Origin of the sequence: Pseudomonas sp. UBA7500, assembly GCF_002478435.1 — a bacterium.
Lineage (GTDB): Bacteria > Pseudomonadota > Gammaproteobacteria > Pseudomonadales > Pseudomonadaceae > Aquipseudomonas > Aquipseudomonas palmensis.
Genome location: NZ_DLNW01000053.1, coordinates 45019 through 63045, shown reverse-complemented (window position 1 = coordinate 63045; position 18027 = coordinate 45019). Strand labels below are relative to the sequence as shown.

The 18027-nt window shown below is 65.8% G+C and carries 20 protein-coding genes and 1 pseudogene; 10 read left to right on the top strand and 11 right to left on the bottom strand.

Annotated elements, in window-relative coordinates; all coding sequences use genetic code 11:
• Positions 1 to 205: 205 nt before the first annotated feature.
• From B4I46_RS23250 to B4I46_RS23225, 6 genes and pseudogenes are all read right to left on the bottom strand, one after another.
• Complete coding sequence (locus tag B4I46_RS23250; protein ID WP_286902062.1) at positions 206 to 1444, bottom strand: heme biosynthesis HemY N-terminal domain-containing protein; 1239 nt, start codon at positions 1442 to 1444, stop codon at positions 206 to 208.
• Positions 1441 to 2574, bottom strand: a complete 1134-nt coding sequence (locus tag B4I46_RS23245; RefSeq protein WP_043863372.1) for a uroporphyrinogen-III C-methyltransferase — start codon at positions 2572 to 2574, stop codon at positions 1441 to 1443. The genes B4I46_RS23250 and B4I46_RS23245 overlap by 4 nt, the downstream gene beginning before the upstream one ends.
• Positions 2575 to 2620: 46 nt before the next feature.
• Entirely contained in the window at positions 2621 to 3388 is a 768-nt protein-coding gene (locus B4I46_RS23240; protein ID WP_286902060.1) for a uroporphyrinogen-III synthase, read from the bottom strand.
• On the bottom strand, positions 3385 to 4326 hold the full coding sequence (gene hemC, locus B4I46_RS23235) for a hydroxymethylbilane synthase (protein WP_078480663.1): 942 nt from the start codon (positions 4324 to 4326) through the stop codon (positions 3385 to 3387). The genes B4I46_RS23240 and hemC overlap by 4 nt, the downstream gene beginning before the upstream one ends.
• 117 nt (positions 4327 to 4443) lie before the next feature.
• Positions 4444 to 5190 carry a LytR/AlgR family response regulator transcription factor gene (locus B4I46_RS23230; RefSeq protein ID WP_043863369.1) on the bottom strand — a complete coding sequence of 249 codons (747 nt, stop codon included), beginning with the start codon at positions 5188 to 5190 and terminating at the stop codon, positions 4444 to 4446.
• Positions 5187 to 5294, bottom strand: a pseudogene (locus B4I46_RS23225) (sensor histidine kinase); the annotation flags it as partial. The pseudogene B4I46_RS23225 and the gene B4I46_RS23230, both read right to left, overlap by 4 nt.
• A 218-nt stretch (positions 5295 to 5512) precedes the next feature.
• Here B4I46_RS23225 and argH point away from each other — a divergent pair.
• Complete coding sequence (gene argH, locus B4I46_RS23220; protein WP_043863368.1) at positions 5513 to 6907, top strand: argininosuccinate lyase; 1395 nt, start codon at positions 5513 to 5515, stop codon at positions 6905 to 6907.
• 42 nt (positions 6908 to 6949) lie between these two features.
• On the opposite strand, the gene B4I46_RS23215 is transcribed toward argH, so the two are convergent.
• Complete coding sequence (locus tag B4I46_RS23215; RefSeq protein ID WP_286902057.1) at positions 6950 to 7612, bottom strand: glutathione S-transferase; 663 nt, start codon at positions 7610 to 7612, stop codon at positions 6950 to 6952.
• A gap of 145 nt (positions 7613 to 7757) precedes the next feature.
• On the opposite strand from B4I46_RS23215, the gene B4I46_RS23210 reads away from it, so the two are divergent.
• The 3 genes from B4I46_RS23210 to B4I46_RS23200 all read left to right on the top strand — a co-directional run bounded on the left by B4I46_RS23210 (position 7758) and on the right by B4I46_RS23200 (position 11426).
• The gene (locus B4I46_RS23210) at positions 7758 to 8042 is read left to right on the top strand and encodes a hypothetical protein (protein ID WP_043863366.1); all 285 of its coding nucleotides are present in this window, start codon (positions 7758 to 7760) and stop codon (positions 8040 to 8042) included.
• Positions 8043 to 8130: 88 nt separating this feature from the next.
• Positions 8131 to 8379, top strand: coding sequence for a TIGR02647 family protein (locus B4I46_RS23205; RefSeq protein ID WP_043863365.1), 249 nt, complete (start codon positions 8131 to 8133; stop codon positions 8377 to 8379).
• A 197-nt stretch (positions 8380 to 8576) separates the two neighbouring features.
• Positions 8577 to 11426, top strand: a complete 2850-nt coding sequence (locus tag B4I46_RS23200; RefSeq protein WP_286902054.1) for a class I adenylate cyclase — start codon at positions 8577 to 8579, stop codon at positions 11424 to 11426.
• Here the strand turns inward: B4I46_RS23200 and rnk are convergent, their stop codons facing one another.
• From rnk to cyaY, 3 genes are all read right to left on the bottom strand, one after another.
• Complete coding sequence (gene rnk / locus B4I46_RS23195) at positions 11427 to 11846, bottom strand: nucleoside diphosphate kinase regulator (RefSeq protein ID WP_043863363.1); 420 nt, start codon at positions 11844 to 11846, stop codon at positions 11427 to 11429.
• 153 nt (positions 11847 to 11999) lie between these two features.
• Entirely contained in the window at positions 12000 to 12215 is a 216-nt protein-coding gene (locus tag B4I46_RS23190) for a DUF1289 domain-containing protein (RefSeq protein ID WP_054915485.1), read from the bottom strand.
• A gap of 1 nt (position 12216) precedes the next feature.
• Complete coding sequence (gene cyaY / locus B4I46_RS23185; RefSeq protein ID WP_043863361.1) at positions 12217 to 12549, bottom strand: iron donor protein CyaY; 333 nt, start codon at positions 12547 to 12549, stop codon at positions 12217 to 12219.
• 195 nt (positions 12550 to 12744) lie between these two features.
• Between cyaY and lptM the strand changes: the two genes are divergently transcribed.
• The 6 genes from lptM to B4I46_RS23155 are packed head-to-tail and all read left to right on the top strand — an operon-like array spanning position 12745 to position 17317.
• Positions 12745 to 12879 carry an LPS translocon maturation chaperone LptM gene (gene lptM / locus B4I46_RS23180; protein ID WP_043863360.1) on the top strand — a complete coding sequence of 45 codons (135 nt, stop codon included), beginning with the start codon at positions 12745 to 12747 and terminating at the stop codon, positions 12877 to 12879.
• Positions 12880 to 12892: 13 nt separating this feature from the next.
• The gene (gene lysA / locus B4I46_RS23175; protein WP_043863359.1) at positions 12893 to 14140 is read left to right on the top strand and encodes a diaminopimelate decarboxylase; all 1248 of its coding nucleotides are present in this window, start codon (positions 12893 to 12895) and stop codon (positions 14138 to 14140) included.
• A gap of 4 nt (positions 14141 to 14144) precedes the next feature.
• Positions 14145 to 14975, top strand: a complete 831-nt coding sequence (gene dapF / locus B4I46_RS23170) for a diaminopimelate epimerase (RefSeq protein ID WP_058541735.1) — start codon at positions 14145 to 14147, stop codon at positions 14973 to 14975.
• A gap of 13 nt (positions 14976 to 14988) precedes the next feature.
• On the top strand, positions 14989 to 15726 hold the full coding sequence (locus tag B4I46_RS23165) for a DUF484 family protein (protein WP_043863357.1): 738 nt from the start codon (positions 14989 to 14991) through the stop codon (positions 15724 to 15726).
• The gene (xerC, locus tag B4I46_RS23160) at positions 15726 to 16625 is read left to right on the top strand and encodes a tyrosine recombinase XerC (protein WP_054915482.1); all 900 of its coding nucleotides are present in this window, start codon (positions 15726 to 15728) and stop codon (positions 16623 to 16625) included. Before B4I46_RS23165 ends, xerC begins: the two co-directional genes overlap by 1 nt.
• Positions 16622 to 17317, top strand: coding sequence for an HAD family hydrolase (locus B4I46_RS23155; protein ID WP_043863355.1), 696 nt, complete (start codon positions 16622 to 16624; stop codon positions 17315 to 17317). Before xerC ends, B4I46_RS23155 begins: the two co-directional genes overlap by 4 nt.
• Before the next feature lie 159 nt (positions 17318 to 17476).
• On the opposite strand, the gene sutA is transcribed toward B4I46_RS23155, so the two are convergent.
• Positions 17477 to 17800 (bottom strand): transcriptional regulator SutA, encoded by a 324-nt coding sequence (gene sutA / locus B4I46_RS23150; RefSeq protein WP_043863351.1) that lies wholly within the window; start codon positions 17798 to 17800, stop codon positions 17477 to 17479.
• Positions 17801 to 18027: the final 227 nt, after the last annotated feature.

Here is an 18027-nt window from a genome sequence, read left to right as displayed (position 1 = left end):
GTCCAGGTGCGGGAAAGACATGTAACAACGGTAGAGGAAAATCGAGCCTTGTTTCAAGGCACGACAGGCGCGATAAATCGCTGAAACAAAAGGGAAGTGTCGAAGAGTTGAGGTGGATATTTCCTCTGTAACTCAGCGAAAAGTTACCCACCCCCGCAACCAGCCAAACAGTACGGGTTTAACCTGGGGCTAAACCCGTACGACGTCAGGCCCGAACGGCTTCAGGCAGGGGCAAGGCCAGCAGGCGCTCATCCAACAGGCCCAGGCCCTCCTGAAACAGCTGGTTGCTGCGCTCGGTGTCGCCCAGGCCGGCCAGCAGACGGGCCAGCTCGGCGCAGGCCTCAGGGTTGCGCTGCCGGCGCAGGCTGTCTTCGAAGTAGTCGCGCGCCTTGCCCCATAGACGATTCTGCAGGCTCAGACGACCCAGGGTCAGCAACAGGCTGGGATCGTCCGGGTGCTGCTTGAGCCAGCCCTCGGCCGTCTGCAACTGACGCGCCGGGTCGCCGCCTCGTACCAGCCCGTACAGCCGGGCCAGGTGGCTTTCGTATTCGCGCTGCAGGGCCGTACGCAGGATCTTCTCGGCGTCGCTTTCGGCGCCCAGCTGGCGCAGTTGCTCGGCATACGCCAGCACCAGTTGCGGCTCCTGGCGTTGTGCCGAGGTCAGTTGCTGCCAGGCACGTTCAAGGGACTGCTGTGCGGTCTGGTCGTCCTGCTCGCGGCGTGCGGCCAGGCTCAGGTTTTCGCCCCAGGCCCGCCGCTCCAGCTCTGCCAGTTCCGCGGCAGACAACACCTTGTCCTTGCGCAGCTCCGGCAGCAGGCGGATCACCGCGCTCCAGTCGCCACGCTGCTGGTACAGACGCTGCAACTGGCGCAGCACCTGCACGTTGTGCGGGTGGCGCTCGTGCATCGCCTGCAGGGTCACCAACGCTGCCTCGGTGTCACCGCGGTCGACCTGCAACTGCGCGTGGGTCAGGGCGATGGCCAGCTCGGCTTGCGGCTGGCGTTCCAGGGCACGTTCCAGCAGGTTGTCGCTGTCCTCGGTGCGCCCCAGTTCGTTGGCAGCGCGGGCCGCCCCGAGGTAATAGAGCAGCGGCTGGCGTTCGGCCTCGGCAGCGCGATGCAGATGGCGCTGGGCACTGGCCCAGCGGCCCTCGGCCAGGTCCAGTTGCCCCTGCTCGATGGCCAGGCGTGTACGCCGGCTGCGGTTGCGCCGCGACCATGGGTTGACCACCCCGCCCGAGGTGAACACCAGGCCCAGCACGAAGCGCACCATCAGCACCACGAGCACCACGGCCAGCAGCAGGGCCAGGGTCGCCCACAGGCTCGACTCGTAGCGGAAGCTGTCGTAGGCGATCAGCACGTATCCGCTATGCCGGGCCACGGCGATACCCAGCAGGGTCGCGGCGACGATCGCCACCACCACCCACAGGTAGGCACGTTTCATGGGGTGCCCTCCTCATGACCTTGTGCCGCCGGCTGGCGCGTGATCGATTCTTCGGCGGGCAGGTGGCGACGCTCGAGGTAGGCCTGGACCGCACCGAGGCTGTCGGCCAGGTCCGGCGTCACTACCGACACCGGCTCGTTCGCCACCGCGTTGAGCTGTTCGAGCATCGACTGGCTCTGCTCGTTGTCGTGGTTGAAGTTGGCCAGCAGCACGCTGCGCGCTTCATCCAGCGCCTGGGCATAGACCTTCGGCTCGCCGTTGAGCGCGGCCCACTGCGCCTGCTCCAGGGTCAGGCTCAGGGCCAGGCGCACCTGGTTCAGGGCCTGGCCGGCCAGCAACGGCTTGACGTTCTTGTCGGCATTGAAATCGATACGGAAGTAGCGCGACAGCTGCGCCCACCACTGTGACCAGCGGCTGGCACCGTCGCCGTCGGCAGCCAGGCCGAACAGCGGTTCGCCGCCTTCTTCGAATTCGGGGGCCATGGCGGTGAGCTGCACTACCTGCTCGCGCAGCGCGGCCAGCTTGAGGAACAGCCCGGTGCGGTCCGGTTGCTTTACGCTGTTCAGGGTGGCCAGGCTGCGTGCCAGCTGTTCGCGGGCAGCGAACGAGGCCGGGTCGCTCTGCTCGCGCAGGATCTGGTCGGCGCCTTCGACCAGCGCCCGAGCGCTGGTGATGTCCTGCAATGCCGACAGGCGCAGGCTGGCCAGGCGCAGCAGGTGCTCGGCCTCGGCCAGGCGCCAGTCCTTGCGGCTGGCACCGAGCACGGTCTCCAGGCGCTGGCTCAGACGTTGCTGGTCGCCCTGCAATTGCGCCACCAGGCGCCGGCGCTCTTCGAGCTCGGCGGCCGGTGGCAGGTCGGCCAGGCGTGACGACAGTCGCTGCTCGCCCTGCTGCAAGGCCTGGGCCTGGGCATTCAAGGCCTGCAATTGTTCGCTCTGGAGCTGGTTGGCGCCCTGCAGGTGGCGCACCTGCCAGACACCCCAGCCACCGATTGCGACACCTGCCGCACCCAACAGCAGGGCGAACAGTGCCAGACCGGTGCCGGCCCGCTTGGCAGGGGCGGCGGGCGTTTGCGCGGGCGCTTCTGGCGCCGGCTGCAGATCATCGTTGGGCAAGGCAGTTTCGCTCACGTATCCATCCTTTGCATTGGGGCACCTCGCCAGACAGCTTAGCGCCTTAGGAGGCGGGCGCAGGGGATTCCTGCAACGCCGCCAGCAAAGCCGTGGCACTGGCACCACGGCAATCCACTACATTCTGTGCGCCAGCGGCGCGGGCCTGCTCGGCAACACGCGGGCTCGGCACGAACAGCGGCCACGCGGCCAGTCGCGACCAGTCGCTGCCAGCCAGCTGGCGCAGGTGTTCAAGACCCTGCCCACTGCTGACCACCACGCCGTTCAGGCGTTCCGCATCGATGCGTCGCATCAGCGTGCCGACCGGGTACTCGGGCAGGCAGCGGCGGTACAGGGGCAGATAATCGACACTAGCACCCTGCGCGGTCAATCGCTCGGCCAACAGCTCGCGACCGTCTTCACCGCGCATGATCAGAAAGCGCGGCTGGGGCTGTGCGAAAACTTCCTGCAGCCGGGTCAGCTGCAGCAGGGCTTCGCTGTCATCCCCCTGTGGCGGGAAGTGCACTTCGCAGCCATGGGCCTGCAGGATCGCGGCGGTAGCCGCCCCCACCGTGAACCACGGCAGGGCCGGCGTGCGGGGCCAGTGCTGGTCGAGCAGGGCCAGGCCGAGCCGGGCTGCCGGCTTGCTGACCACGATGACCGCAGCATAGTCGGCCAGGCCGAGCACGGTGCTGCGCTGCGCATCGGTCACCGGCAGCGCTTCGATCTCGAGCAGCGGCAGGCTGCTGCCGAACACCCCGGCCTGGGCCAGGGTCGCGGCCAGTGCCACGCAGTCGTCGGCCGGCCGGGTCAGCAGCAGGCGCCAGCCGTTCACGGGTGGCCGGCCTCGCCATACACCGCCTTGAGAATGTCTTCGGCGCCCTGGTTCAGCAGGTCTTCGGCGACGCGTACACCCAGTGCATCCGCGTCTGCGCGCGGTGCACGTGCCTCGGCGCTGAGCAACAGGCCACCGGCCGGTTCGCCCACCAGGCCGCGCAACCACAGCTGCTCGCCCTCGAGCACGGCGTAACAGGCGATCGGTACCTGGCAGCCGCCGTTGAGGTGCTTGTTCATGGCCCGTTCGGCCACCACGCGGTCAGCCGTATCGGCGTGGTGCAGCGGCGCGAGCAAGGCATGGATTTCGGCGTCGGCGGTGCGGCACTCGATGCCTACCGCGCCCTGGCCACCGGCTGGCAGGCTGTCGTCGACGCTGATGCTGGCGGTGATGCGGTCTTCGAAACCGAGGCGGATCAAACCGGCAGCCGCCAGGATGATCGCGTCGTACTCGCCGGCATCGAGCTTGGCCAGGCGGGTGTTGACGTTGCCGCGCAGGAAGCGGATCTCGAGGTCGGGGCGGCGGGTCAGCAACTGCGCCTGGCGACGCAGGCTGGAGGTGCCGACAATGGCGCCTGCCGGCAGTGCATCGAGGCTGGCATAGGTGTTGGAGACAAAGGCATCGCGCGGGTCTTCGCGCTCGCAGATGCAGAACAGGCCCAGGCCTTCGGGGAAGTCCATCGGCACGTCTTTCATCGAGTGCACGGCGATGTCGGCTTCCTGCTCCAGCAACGCGGTTTCCAGCTCCTTGACGAACAGGCCCTTGCCGCCGATCTTCGACAGCGGCGAGTCGAGCAGCTTGTCGCCGCGGCTGACCATCGGCACCAGGGTCACCACCAGGCCGGGGTGTGCCTGTTCGAGGCGGGCTTTTACATAGTCGGCCTGCCACAGGGCAAGGGCACTTTTGCGCGTGGCAATGCGGATTTCACGAGTGGACATGGATCGATCCGTACGAGATAGATGCGCGGGATGATAACAGCTCAATCCGGGCTGCTAGCAGATCTATGTCAGTGGAGGGGTCGACCGTCCCTGGTCAAGCAGTGCTCCCGCCCCGCCCTAAAGCTGCTGCATCATCTTGCGTACGCCGGCCACATGGCGGCGGCTGACAATCAGGGCATCGCCATTGAGGCCCTTGAGAAAAAGCTGGAAATGCCCCAGCGGTGTGCGCTGCAGGCGTTCGATACGGTCGCGGGCCACCAGCGCGTTGCGGTGGATACGCACGAAGCGCTCGCCGAACTCGTCTTCCAGAGCCTTGAGCGGTTCGTCCAGCAGCACCTCGCCGCCCTCATGACGCAAGGTCACGTACTTGTGATCGGCGATGAAGTAGATCACCTGGTCGATGGGAATCAGCTCGATGCCCTTGCGGGTCCTGGCGCTGATGTGGCTGCGCGGCCCGTTGCCGCTTTCGGCGCCGGGGCGGGTCAGGGCCGCCAGCTGCACGCGGTTCGGGCGCTCGGCCTTGCGCAGCGCATCGCGTAGGGCATCGGCCTGAACCGGCTTGAGCAGATGGCCCAGGGTGCTGTCCTTGAACGCCTGCACGGTGAATTCGTCATCCCCCGTACAGAACACCACGGCCGGTGGCGCTTCGCGCTCGCACAACCGGGCCGCCACCTGCAGCCCGTCCATGCCGGGCATGCGGATGTCGAGCAGGACCACCTCGGGCTTGAGGCTGTCGATCAATGCCAGGGCCTCTTCGCCATTGGTGGCGCTGGGCTCCAGCACGGTATAGCCCTCCAGCTCGCCGAGCATTCGGCTCAGGCGTTCCCGGGCTTGGGGTTCGTCATCAACGATCAGGACATTCATATAGCGCTGGATTCCTGCGTGAGTCTCGCACAAGGATAGCGTAGACAGGTGAAGTGACGACCGTCACGGCGATCCACGCTCAGACTCGCACGAGGGCTAAAGATTCACTGGGAGGGCGAAACCTGCCAATCCTCTGTCCAACTGTAGACGGTTGCAGGCACGCTGCCGTTCAATCGATAAATATCCTTTTGCATCGCCCCTGTCGTGGCCCCCGGCTGCGACACAAACCCGCAGTTGCGCCGACCGCCGAGCCCCGTGAGCCCCGGCAACCCTGCTATCATCTGCGCCACTTTTTCCGTTCACGCCTTACACGAGTGAATCCATGAGCACCGACAAGACCAACCAGTCCTGGGGCGGCCGTTTCAGCGAGCCGGTCGACGCCTTCGTCGCCCGCTTCACCGCCTCCGTCACCTTCGACCAGCGCCTGTACCGCCACGACATCATGGGGTCGATCGCCCACGCCACCATGCTGGCCAAGGTCGGCGTGCTCACCGATGCCGAGCGCGACAGCATCATCGACGGCCTGACCACCATCCAGGGCGAAATCGAGGCCGGCAACTTCGACTGGCGCATCGACCTCGAAGACGTGCACATGAACATCGAGGCACGCCTGACCGACCGCATCGGCATCACCGGCAAGAAGCTGCACACCGGGCGCAGCCGCAACGACCAGGTGGCCACCGACATCCGCCTGTGGCTGCGCGACGAGATCGACCTGATCCTGGCCGAGATCACCCGCCTGCAAAAAGGCCTGCTGGAGCAGGCCGAGCGCGAAGCCGACACCATCATGCCGGGCTTCACCCACCTGCAGACCGCCCAGCCGGTGACCTTCGGGCATCATCTGCTGGCCTGGTTCGAAATGCTCAGCCGCGACTACGAGCGCCTGGTGGACTGCCGCAAGCGCACCAACCGCATGCCGTTGGGCAGCGCCGCACTGGCCGGTACCACCTACCCGATCGACCGTGAACTGACCTGCTCGCTGCTGGGCTTCGAAGCGGTGGGCGGCAACTCGCTGGACGGCGTGTCCGACCGTGACTTCGCCATCGAATTCTGCGCGGCGGCCAGCATCGCGATGATGCACCTGTCGCGCTTTTCCGAAGAGCTGGTGCTGTGGACCAGCGCGCAGTTCCAGTTCATCGACCTGCCGGACCGCTTCTGCACCGGCAGCTCGATCATGCCGCAGAAAAAGAACCCCGACGTCCCCGAGCTGGTACGCGGCAAGACCGGCCGCGTGTTCGGCGCCCTGACCGGCCTGCTGACCCTGATGAAGGGCCAGCCGCTGGCCTACAACAAGGACAACCAGGAAGACAAGGAACCGCTGTTCGATGCCGCCGATACCCTGCGCGATTCGCTGCGGGCTTTTGCCGACATGATCCCGGCGATCAAGCCAAAGCACGCGATCATGCGCGAAGCCGCGCTGCGCGGGTTCTCCACCGCCACCGACCTGGCTGACTACCTGGTACGCCGCGGCCTGCCGTTCCGTGATTGCCACGAGATCGTCGGCCACGCGGTGAAGTACGGCGTGGACACCGGCAAGGACCTGGCCGAGATGAGCCTGGATGAACTGCGCCAGTTCAGCGACCAGATCGAGCAGGACGTGTTTGCCGTGCTGACCCTGGAAGGCTCGGTGAACGCGCGCAACCACATCGGCGGCACCGCACCGGCCCAGGTACGTGCAGCCGTGGCCCGCGGCCAGGCGCTGCTGGCCAGCCGCTGAGGCATTCGCCAGGCCCGTCTGGCGGGCCTGGCTGCGCTGAAGTCAGCGCTTGCCGGTACGCACCATCTCGAGGAAGGCCGGCATCTGGGCTTCCTTGTCTGCGGCGTTTCTCTGCACGTTGGGGTTCTGCTTGAAGTGTTCGAGCAGGGCCTTGGCCTGCGGGAAGTCCGCCAGCACATCCATATCGAACACCTTCTTGCCCACCGCATACGCCAGGTCGACGCTGTAGCAGAACAGGATGTCCGCCAGGGTCATCTGCTCGCCCGCCACATAGGGAGCGAAGGCACCGTTGCGCTTGAGGGCGGCAAGACCCGCCAGCAGCTCGGCCTTGGCCTTTTGCTTGATGGCCGGGTCCACCTGGGCACCGAAGAACGCCTCGGGGTAGCAGGCTCGGGCCGGCAGCTCGATGTACAGCTCGATCTCCTTGGCCAGTTCGCGCACCTTGGCCTGGGCGAACACGCCCTCGGGCAGCAGCGCCTTGCCGGGCTGGGTCTGCTCGATATAGGCAAGGATCAGGTTGGTCTCACTGAGAAAGCCGTGCTCGGTCTCCAGCACCGGCACCTTGCCGCAGGGGCTGATCTTCAGTGATGCGGGGCCGGGGCCGCCGAAAAACAGCACCTCTTCGAAGGGCACGCCCTTTTCCAGCAGCGCCAGTTTGACCATGTTGTAGTAGTTGCTGACTGCAAAACCGTGAAGCTTGAGCATGAAACATGCCTCCAGGCCGAAAGGGGTTGGCCTGGCCTTTATAGACGCTACCGCAGGCACTGACCAGCATCATGCAGTTGCTCGATAGCCAGGCATTGGCGTGCACTGCATGGCAAACTGGATGCCCATTCCGAGGAGAGCGCCCATGAGCGAGCCCACCGATATCGACAATGACGAAGAAGCGTTCGCCGAATCGACCCTGATCCAGGCCATCGAGAACCAGATCGAGAACGACAACCCGCCAGCGGCCAAGGCCACGTTCAACAAGCTGACGCTGGTGGGCTACGAGCGCGAGGACATCCTCAACCTGATGGCCCACGTGCTGGCCTGCGAGATCGACGCCATGCTCGAGGACGACCGAGCGTTCGATACGCAGTGGTACGAAACCGCCCTGCGTGCGCTGCCTGAGTTGCCACCCGAAAAGGACTGAAGCAATTACCGGCTGGCGTGGCTACACTGCAACTTCATGTACCCCTGCAAGGGTGCTGCCCTCCACTTCAGGAAAGTCCGGAGTATCTATGTCGTTTACCCCCGAGCTGATTGCCGAACTGGAAATACTCGCGCTGTTCAACCTGGACAGCACGCAGGAAGGACTGAAAGTCCATGCCACCGCAGCACCCCAGGCGATTGCCGCCGCCAAGCGCCTGTTCTCCAAGGAACTGATCACCCAGGAAGACGGCGGCTACCTGACCCCGCTGGGCCGCGATGCGGCGCAGAACGTACAGCAGTTGCTGATCATCCTGAACACGGTCGCCGAGCCGGCTTGAGAGCTTCGCTGAAGCCTTCGCCGGCAAGGCCGGATCCTGCAGATCGATACAGGAGCCGGCCTTGCCGGCGAAGGCCACACTCGGTCAATACGTCAGGCGCTGACAAAATGGCGCCAGAAATCAAATAGATTTCAGCCCCTCGCCCCGTAGCGGCTAAACTCGCCATTGCTCCCGTGATGGCCAGTTAGAGCCCTGCAATGAACCACCCCCACGAAATTCGACCCGACCTCGACGAAGGCATCGATCGCAAGGTGCTCAGCCAGTTGCGCAAGCGCTTCCTGGCCATCAACCAGGGTCGACTGGCACGCGCCATGGAAGGGTTGTCGAGCCGCCAGCAGCAGGTGCTCAACCTGCTGGCGCTGTTCTTCCACGTCAATCACCCGCTGCTGCCCGGCTACGTATCGGGCACCACTCCGGCGGGCATCTCGTGCTACGAGCCCGACGACGAGGCGCTGGCCGAGGCCCAGCGCCTGACCCGCTCGTTCACCTACCGCAAGCGTCACGGCCAGCCACCGCGCCCGCTGCTGGGGCTGTACCTGATGGGCAGCCTGGGAACCCTGGCCCAGGCCGATGAAAGCGACATGGACGTGTGGCTGTGCCACGCCCCCGGGCTCAGCGAGGCCGAGCTGAGCGAGCTGCGCAGAAAGTGCGTGTTGCTGGAGGTCTGGGCCGCGTCCCAGGGCGCCGAACTGCACCTGTTCCTGATCGAGCCGGAGCGCTTCGTCACCGGCGAGCGCAATACCGCACTGAGTTCCGACGACTGCGGCACCACCCAGCACTACCTGCTGCTGGACGAGTTCTACCGCACCGCGCTGTGGCTGGCCGGGCGCACGCCGCTGTGGTGGCTGGTGCCGGTCTACGAGGAAAGCAGCTACGCGCATTACACCCAGACCCTGCTGTCCAAGCGCTTCATCCGCGCCGACGAGAACCTGGACCTCGGCCACCTGGCCCACATCCCGCCCGGCGAGTTCGTGGGCGCCGGGTTGTGGCAACTGTTCAAGGGCATCGAGTCCCCCTACAAGTCGCTGCTCAAGCTGCTGCTGACCGAGGTGTATGCCAGCGAACATCCGCACGTGCAGTGCCTGAGCCTGCAGTTCAAGCAGGCGGTGTTCGCCAACCGCCTCGACCTCGACGAGCTGGACCCGTACATGATGGTGTACCGGCGTATCGAGCAGTACCTGCAGCACCGCGGCGAGGCCCAGCGCCTGGAACTGGTGCGACGCAGCCTGTACCTGAAGGTGAACAAGAAGATCAGCCTGCTGGCGCGCCAGCGCAGCGGCGGCTGGCAGCGCGATCTGCTCGAGCGCCTGACCCGCGAGTGGGGCTGGGACGAGCGCCAGCTGATGCTGCTGGACAGCCGCAGCCAGTGGAAGGTGCGCCAGGTGGAAGCCGAACGGCGCATCCTGGTGGCCGAACTCAACCACAGCTACCGTTTTCTCGGCCAGTTCGCACGCAACCCGCAAGCTGCCACGCGCCTCGACCAGCGCGACCTCAACGTGCTGGGCCGACGCCTCTACGCCGCCTTCGAGCGGCGCGCCGGCAAGGTCGAGTTCATCAACCCGGGCATCGCCCCGGACCTGGCCGAAGACACCCTGACCCTGGTCCAGGCACCCAATCGCCAGGAGCCTGGGCAAACCCACTGGAGCCTGTACAGCGGCAACCTGAACGCCCATGAGTGGGAGCAGTTCGTGCCGTTCAAGCGCTGCCGCGAATTGCTCGAACTGCTGGCCTGGGCGCACCGCAACGGGGTGATCGACAGCACCACGCGCCTGGCGCTCAACCCCGGCAGCAGCGACCTGAGCGAGTACGAGCTGTTCAACCTGCTGGGCAGCCTGCAGCAGAGCGTGGCCCTGCCGTTCAAGGAAGTCAGCGAGGCGCGCCTGCTGCAACCGAGCGTGGCGGACGAGATCCTGCTGCTGGTCAACGTCGGCATCGACCCGCTGCAGCATCACCGCGACCTCAACATCCTGATGACCACCGAGCGCACCGACTCGCTGAGCTACGCCGGGGTGCGCGAGAACCTGGTGCTGACTCTGGACCAGGTGACCCTCAACAGCTGGAACGAAGTGCTGGTGCAGCGGTATGACGGCGAGCACGCCCTGATGCGCAACCTGCGTGACTACCTCAACAGCCTGGGCAGCAAGGGCCACCTGCCTACGCTGAACGTGCGCTGCTTCTGCCACAACCGCGCCCAGGCCATCGCCCAGCGGGTCGAAGAGGTGTTCGCCACCGCTCAGGCGCTGCTTGCCGAAGGCCTGGGGCATCGCTACCTGATACAGGTGCAGCAGCACACCCATGTACTGGAATTGCACCACGGGGCGGTCAACCTGGTCAGCCTGGACAGTCAGGATGCACTGTTGGCGTACCTGGGCGAGGAACGTGCCGAGTACACCCCGCTGCACCTGGACGCCAACGTGCTGGAAGACCACGACCTTGCGCTGGTGCTGCCCCAGGGCCAGCCGCAGTGCCTGCAGGTGTTCTACCGGGTGCAGGAGAACTGGGCCGACGTCTACGTGCTGGATGAATTCAATGCGCTGTGGCAGCAACGCCTGCCCTACCACGACGACAGCAGCCTGTTGCTGCCGCTGCAGCGCTTTCTGCAATCGGTGGTGTTCCGGCACAACGCACGGCTGCCGCTGGAAGAGCTGCCGGCACAGGGCGCGCTGGACATCCTCTACTATCAGCTGTCGCCCCCCGGTATCGGCCGGGCACGCCAGCTGGAGCCGCGCCAGGCACCGCCCACCACGCTGGGCAGCACCGCCTACGAAGTGCAGGCGATCATCCAGGCAGGCGTCGAAGACGCCCTGCAGGTGACGTTGTACTGCAACCAGAAGGAGTTTTCGGAGCTCGAGTATGGCGACCAGCTGTATGCGGTGGTCGCCCGCGAGATCGTCGGCCAGCGCCGTGACGCCCAGCGCTACCGCTGCTACATCACCGACCTGGACCTGTCCGACCTGCTTGCCGAAGGCCAGGGCTCGAGCATCCTGTACCTGCGCTACAAGCAGGAACTGGAGCGGGTGCTGAACCAGGCGCTGGAAGCGGCCTGATCAGAGGTCGAAGTCGCCTGCGGCTTCGGGCTGGTACTCGACTTCGAGCAGCTTGAGCTTGAGGGTCTTGCCGCCGGGCACCGGCCAGTCGATCTGCTCGCCCACCGACAGGCCGAGCAATGCGCTGCCCATCGGCGCCAGGATCGAGACCGTGCCTTCGGCGCCGGCGTCCTTCGGGTACACCAGGGTCAGGTGGTAGTCCTTGCCGCTGACTTCATCGCGGCAATGCACGCGCGAGTTCATGGTCACGACACCGGCCGGAACCTCCTCGTGGCTCACTACCTGCTCGGCGCGGTCCAGCTCGTCCTGCAGGGCGAGCACACCCGGCGAGTCCTGCGTCTTTTCATCGAGGCCATCGATCAGACGCTCGAGACGCTGTACGTCCAATCGGGTGAGGATAAGGGAAGGCTTGGTGCTCATGATCCAGTCAGACTCCTTGTTCATGGGTAAAAGTGCTGGGCGTTATAAAGCAAAACCCCGCCCAAGGGCGGGGTTTGCATGTTTTTCGGCCAGGCCGATCAACCTCGACACTACCACAGCACAATAAATACACAAGAGGCTCGCCGTCGCAGCCTAGCCGGCCGCCTGGCGTCGTGCCTGTGCCTGGGCGCAGATCTCGCGGCGGCGCTGGTCGTCGGCGCTGCGCCACTGGCGAATGTCCTCGACATGGCGAAAGCAGCCCAGGCACACCTTGGCCTCGTCCAGCCGGCACAGGCTGATGCAGGGCGACGGCACCGCCGGGCTGACATTGCTGTACAGCGGCTTGGCCGGTTTGGCAGCAGTGCTCATCTCAGATCTCGTCGAAGTCGAGCTTTTCGCCGACCCGCTCCCAGACGATGCGCTCGAGCATCTCGCCGAGCAGTTCCTCGGTCTTCTCACAGGTCCATTTGCCGCTGGCTTCGTCATAGTCGAAATGGAAACCACCCGACTTGTCGGCCAGCCACAGCTGGCGCAGCGGCTCCTGGCGGCTGAAGATCAACTGGCTGCCGTTGTCGAACTTGATGGTAAGAACGCCCGCCGAGTTCTCCATGTCCAGGTCCAGGTCGGTTTCATCGAACAGGTCTTCCAGGGCCTGTTGGGTCGCGTCGACCAGGTCGTGAAAACGCGCTTCGCTCAAACTCATTGCAAGAACCTCGAAAATGTCTGCACACACGCAAGCCGGGCAAGATACGAGCGCCGCGCCACGAATGCAAAGGTTAACGCCCGCAGCCGACACCCTGCACGGGCGCCTGTCCGACGGCGCAGCGGCTACATAGGCAAGGCGCCGGGCGCTCGGTATACTCGGGCGCAATACTGCTTAAATTCAAAGGATTTCGCCATGAAGCGCCTGATTTCCTCCCTCGCGGCGCTAGTCGCGATTGCCTGCCTCGTCTCCGCTTGCGGTCAGAAAGGCCCACTGTACCTGCCTGAAGACGGCAAAGACGGCAAAAAGTCGCAATCGCACCAGCACTGATTAAGGGATCCCCATGGACGCTTTCAACTACCGCGACGGCGAGCTGTTCGCGGAAGGCGTGGCGCTGTCGGCGATTGCCGAACGCTTCGGCACGCCTACCTACGTGTACTCGCGGGCGCATATCGAAGCCCAGTACCGTAGCTACGCCGATGCATTGCAGGGTGTTTCGCACCTGGTGTGCTTCGCCGTAAAAGCCAACTCCAACCTCGGCGTGCTGAACGTGCTGGCACGCCTGGGCGCAGGCTTCGACATCGTCTCGGGCGGTGAACTGGAGCGTGTGCTGGCCGCCGGCGGGCGCGCCGACCGTGTGGTGTTCTCCGGCGTGGGCAAGACCCGCGACGACATGCGCCGCGCCCTCGAAGTGGGCGTGCACTGCTTCAACGTCGAGTCCACCGACGAGCTGGAGCGCCTGCAGGTGGTTGCCGCCGAAATGGGCGTACGCGCGCCGATCTCGCTGCGGGTCAACCCGGATGTCGATGCCGGCACCCACCCGTACATTTCCACCGGCCTCAAAGAGAACAAGTTCGGTATCGCCATTGCCGATGCCGAAGAAGTCTACGTGCGCGCCGCGCAGCTGCCGAACCTGGAAATCGTCGGCGTCGACTGCCACATCGGTTCGCAGCTGACAACGCTGGAGCCCTTCCTCGATGCCCTCGACCGCCTGCTGGCGCTGATCGACCGCCTCGGCGAGTGCGGCATCTACCTGCGCCACCTGGACCTGGGCGGCGGCGTGGGCGTGCGCTATCGCGACGAAGAGCCGCCACTGGCCGGCGACTACATCAAGGCCATCCGCGAGCGCGTGGGCGACCGCGACCTGGCGCTGGTATTCGAACCGGGCCGCTACATCGTGGCCAATGCCGGCGTGCTGCTGACCCGCGTCGAGTACCTCAAGCACACCGAGCACAAGGACTTCGCCATCGTCGACGCGGCGATGAACGACCTGATCCGCCCGGCGCTGTACCAGGCCTGGATGGACGTGACCGCCGTGCAGCCACGTGATGGCGAGCCGCGCAGCTATGACGTGGTCGGCCCGATCTGCGAGACCGGCGACTTCCTGGCCAAGGACCGTGCGCTGAACCTGGCCGAAGGTGACCTGCTGGCCGTGCATTCGGCCGGTGCCTACGGTTTCGTCATGAGTTCGAACTACAACACCCGTGGTCGCTGCGCCGAAGTACTGGTGGATGCCGATCAGGCCTTCGAAGTGCGCCGTCGCGAAACCGTGGCCGAGCTGTTTGCCGGCGAAAGCCTGCTGCCGGAGTGACCCCATGCTGCTGCGTTTTACCAAGATGCACGGCCTGGGCAACGACTTCATGGTCCTCGACCTGGTCAGCCAGCACGCGCACATCCTGCCCAAGCACGCCAAGCAATGGGGTGACCGGCACACCGGCATCGGTTTCGACCAACTGCTGATCGTCGAGGCGCCGAGCAATCCGGACGTGGACTTTCGCTACCGGATCTTCAACGCCGACGGGTCCGAAGTCGAGCAGTGCGGCAACGGTGCGCGCTGCTTCGCGCGCTTCGTGCTGGACAAGCGCCTGACGGCGAAAAAGCGCATCCGCGTCGAGACCAAGAGCGGCATCATCGAACTCGATGTGCGCGGCGACGGGCAGATCAGCGTCGACATGGGCCCACCGCGCCTGGTGCCGTCCGAGATCCCCTTCGACGCCCCTGCCCAGGCCCTGAGCTACCCGCTGGAAGTGGCCGGTCGCACGGTCAACCTGGCTGCCGTGTCGATGGGCAACCCCCATGCGGTGCTGCGCGTCGACGACATCAACAGCGCCCCGGTGCACGACCTCGGCCCGCAGATCGAGAACCACCCGCGCTTCCCGCAGCGGGTCAACGTCGGCTTCCTCCAGGTCATCGACCGCCACCGCGCCCAGTTGCGCGTGTGGGAGCGCGGCGCCGGGGAAACCCAGGCCTGCGGCACCGGTGCCTGCGCCGCGGCGGTGGCTGCCATCAGCCAGGGCTGGATGGATTCGCCGCTGCTGATCGACCTGCCCGGAGGGCGCCTGTCCATCGAATGGGGCGGCCCGGGCCGGCCTGTAGTGATGACAGGCCCTGCCGTACGCGTGTATGAAGGACAGGTTCGCCTATGAGTGAGTACCAGCCATGACCGACCAGCCCCACACGCCCACCGCAGAGCCCGACGCCTCCGACGCCCAGGGCTCGACGCCCAGCGTCGGGGCCCAGGACGTGGTGGCTTACCTGCGTGCCAACCCGGCGTTCTTCGCCGAGCATGACGACCTGCTGCTGGAGCTGCAGGTCCCTCACCAGCGCGGCGACAGCGTGTCGCTGGTGGAGCGCCAGCTCAAGCTGCTGCGCGACCGCAACATCGAGATGCGCCACCGCCTCTCGCACCTGATGGACGTGGCCCGCGACAACGACCGGCTGTTCGAGAAGACCCGCCGGCTGATCCTCGACCTGCTCGACGCCGACAGCCTCGAGGCCGTGGTGATGGCCGTCGAGGACAGCCTGCGCCAGGAGTTCAAGGTGCCGTTCGTGAGCCTGATCCTGTTCGGCGATACCGTGGCGCCCGTGGGCCGCTGGGTCAACCCGACCGAAGCGCAACAGGCCATCGGCGGCCTGCTGTGCGCGGGCAAGACGGTCAGCGGCACCCTGCGCGACCACGAGCTGGACTTCCTGTTCGGCGAGGCCCAGCGCCCCGAAGTCGGCTCCAGTGCCGTCGCCGCGCTCGACTATCAGGGCCTGCACGGCGTGCTCGCCATCGCCAGCCACGACCCGCAGCACTACAAGAGCAGCGTCGGCACCCTGTTCCTGAGCTACATCGCCGAAGTGCTCGGCCGCGTGCTACCGCGCTTTACCCAGACCCTGCGCCCGGTACGCTGATGGAGCGCCAGCTGGACGCGTTCATCGCGCACCTGCGCAACGAGCGCCAGGTGTCGGAGCATACCCAGCTGGCCTACCGGCGTGACCTGGCCAACGTGCTGGCCTACTGCGGGAAAACCGGCATCGCCAGCTGGAGCGCCCTGCAGATCCAGCACCTGCGCCAGTTCGTGGCGCGCCAGCACCATGCCGGGCAGTCGTCGCGCAGCCTGGCGCGCATGCTTTCGGCGGTGCGCGGCCTGTACCGCTACCTGAACCGCGAAGGCCTGTGCGACCACGACCCGGCCAACGGCCTGGCCGCGCCCAAGGGCGAGCGCCGGCTGCCCAAGACCCTCGATACCGACCGCGCGCTGCAATTGCTCGAAGGCGCGGTGGACGACGACTTTCTCGCCCGCCGCGACCAGGCCATGCTCGAGCTGTTCTACTCCTCGGGCCTGCGCCTGTCGGAGCTGACCAGCCTCGATCTCGATCAGCTCGACCTGCCAGCCGGCCTGGTGCAGGTGCATGGCAAGGGCAGCAAGACCCGCGTGCTGCCGGTAGGCCGCAAAGCCCGAGAGGCATTGGAAAAGTGGCTGGCGCTGCGCGGCATCAGCGCCCCGCAGGACAACGCGGTGTTCGTCAGCCAGCAAGGCCGGCGCCTGGGCCCGCGGGCGATCCAGCTGCGGGTCCAGGCGGCGGGCAGCCGCGAGCTGGGGCAGAACCTGCACCCGCACATGCTGCGCCACTCCTTCGCCAGCCACCTGCTCGAATCGTCCCAGGACCTGCGTGCGGTGCAGGAAATGCTCGGGCATGCCGACATCGCCACCACGCAGATCTACACTCACCTGGACTTCCAGCACCTGGCGAGCGTCTATGACAGCGCCCACCCAAGGGCCAAACGCAGCAAGGACAGTGACTCATGAGCATTCAGCTGATCACCTTCGACCTGGACGACACCCTGTGGGACACCGCCCCGGTCATTGTCAGTGCCGAGGCCGTGCTGCGCGACTGGCTGGCGGCAAATGCACCCGACCTGGGCGCGGTGCCGGTGGAGCACCTGTATGCCATTCGCGAGCGCCTGGTGCAGGCCGAGCCGGGCCTGCGGCATCGCATCAGCGCCTTGCGGCGCAAGGTGCTGTTCCATGCCATGAGCGACGTCGGCTACAGCGAAGCCAGGGCCCACGCCCTGGCCAACGAGGGCTTTGAAGTGTTCCTGCATGCGCGCCACCAGGTGGATATCTTCCCCGAGGTGCAGCCAGTGCTGGAGGTGCTGCGCCATCGCTACACCCTGGGCGTGGTCACCAATGGCAATGCCGACGTGAGGCGCCTGGGGCTGGCCGACTATTTCAGGTTCGCCCTGTGCGCCGAGGACTTGGGCATCGGCAAGCCCGACCCGCAACCGTTTCTCGAAGCATTGCGCCAGGGCCAGGCCGAGGCCGGCAATGCCGTGCATATCGGCGACCACCCGGGCGACGACATCGCCGGGGCCCAGCAGGCCGGCCTGCGCGCGATATGGTTCAACCCGCAGGGCAAGGCGTGGACGGCCGAGGGGCAGCCGGATGCCGAGATCCAGCGCCTGTCGCAGTTGCCTGAGCTGTTGCTCAGTTGGCGTTAGCCCCGCTGGCCCCATCGCGGGTCAAGCCCGCTCCCACAAGGGTTGCGGTGATCGTTGTAGGAGCGGGCCTGCCCCGCCATAGCGTCAGCAGCGGCAACCCGTAACGCCACCCACAAAAAAGCCCGCAGCGACGGCGGGCTCTTCTGTTCGACGGCACCCTCAGATAGGACGGCTACCGTACTTGTTGTCTGGCTTCTTGGGCGGATCGGCGACCACGTTGGCCTCCACTTCCTGCACCTTGCCGCCACGCGACAGGAACTCTTCCATCGCCTTGGCGAGCGCGTCGCGCTCCTTCTGCTTGGCTTCCATGCTGGGCATTTCGTCGACCGAGACCGCAGCCTTGGACTTGCCCTTGGCTACCGGTGCGGGGCTGTCGTCACCGCTGTCATCGGCAACGTCGTCGGCAGCCGCTTCCAGGCCTTCATCGGTATCGTCTTCGTCGCCCACTTCGAGGTCGTCGTTTTCCAGATCATCGTCGCTCATGTTCTACCTCATGACTTGCGAAAAGCAGATAAGTTATAGACCAACAGCGCCAGGTGCGGCCACTGCCGGAAAAATCCAGGGCCACGGGTAGCCCGCGGCCAGCGGCGCCCGCCCTACCACCTGGCGAGCACCGTGCGGGCCCGTGCAGGGCCCGACAAAAAGAAAGAGCTGCCGGCATTGCTTCACCAGCTGACCCCGCCGTGAGCGGCCTGTTCAATGCCAAGCCT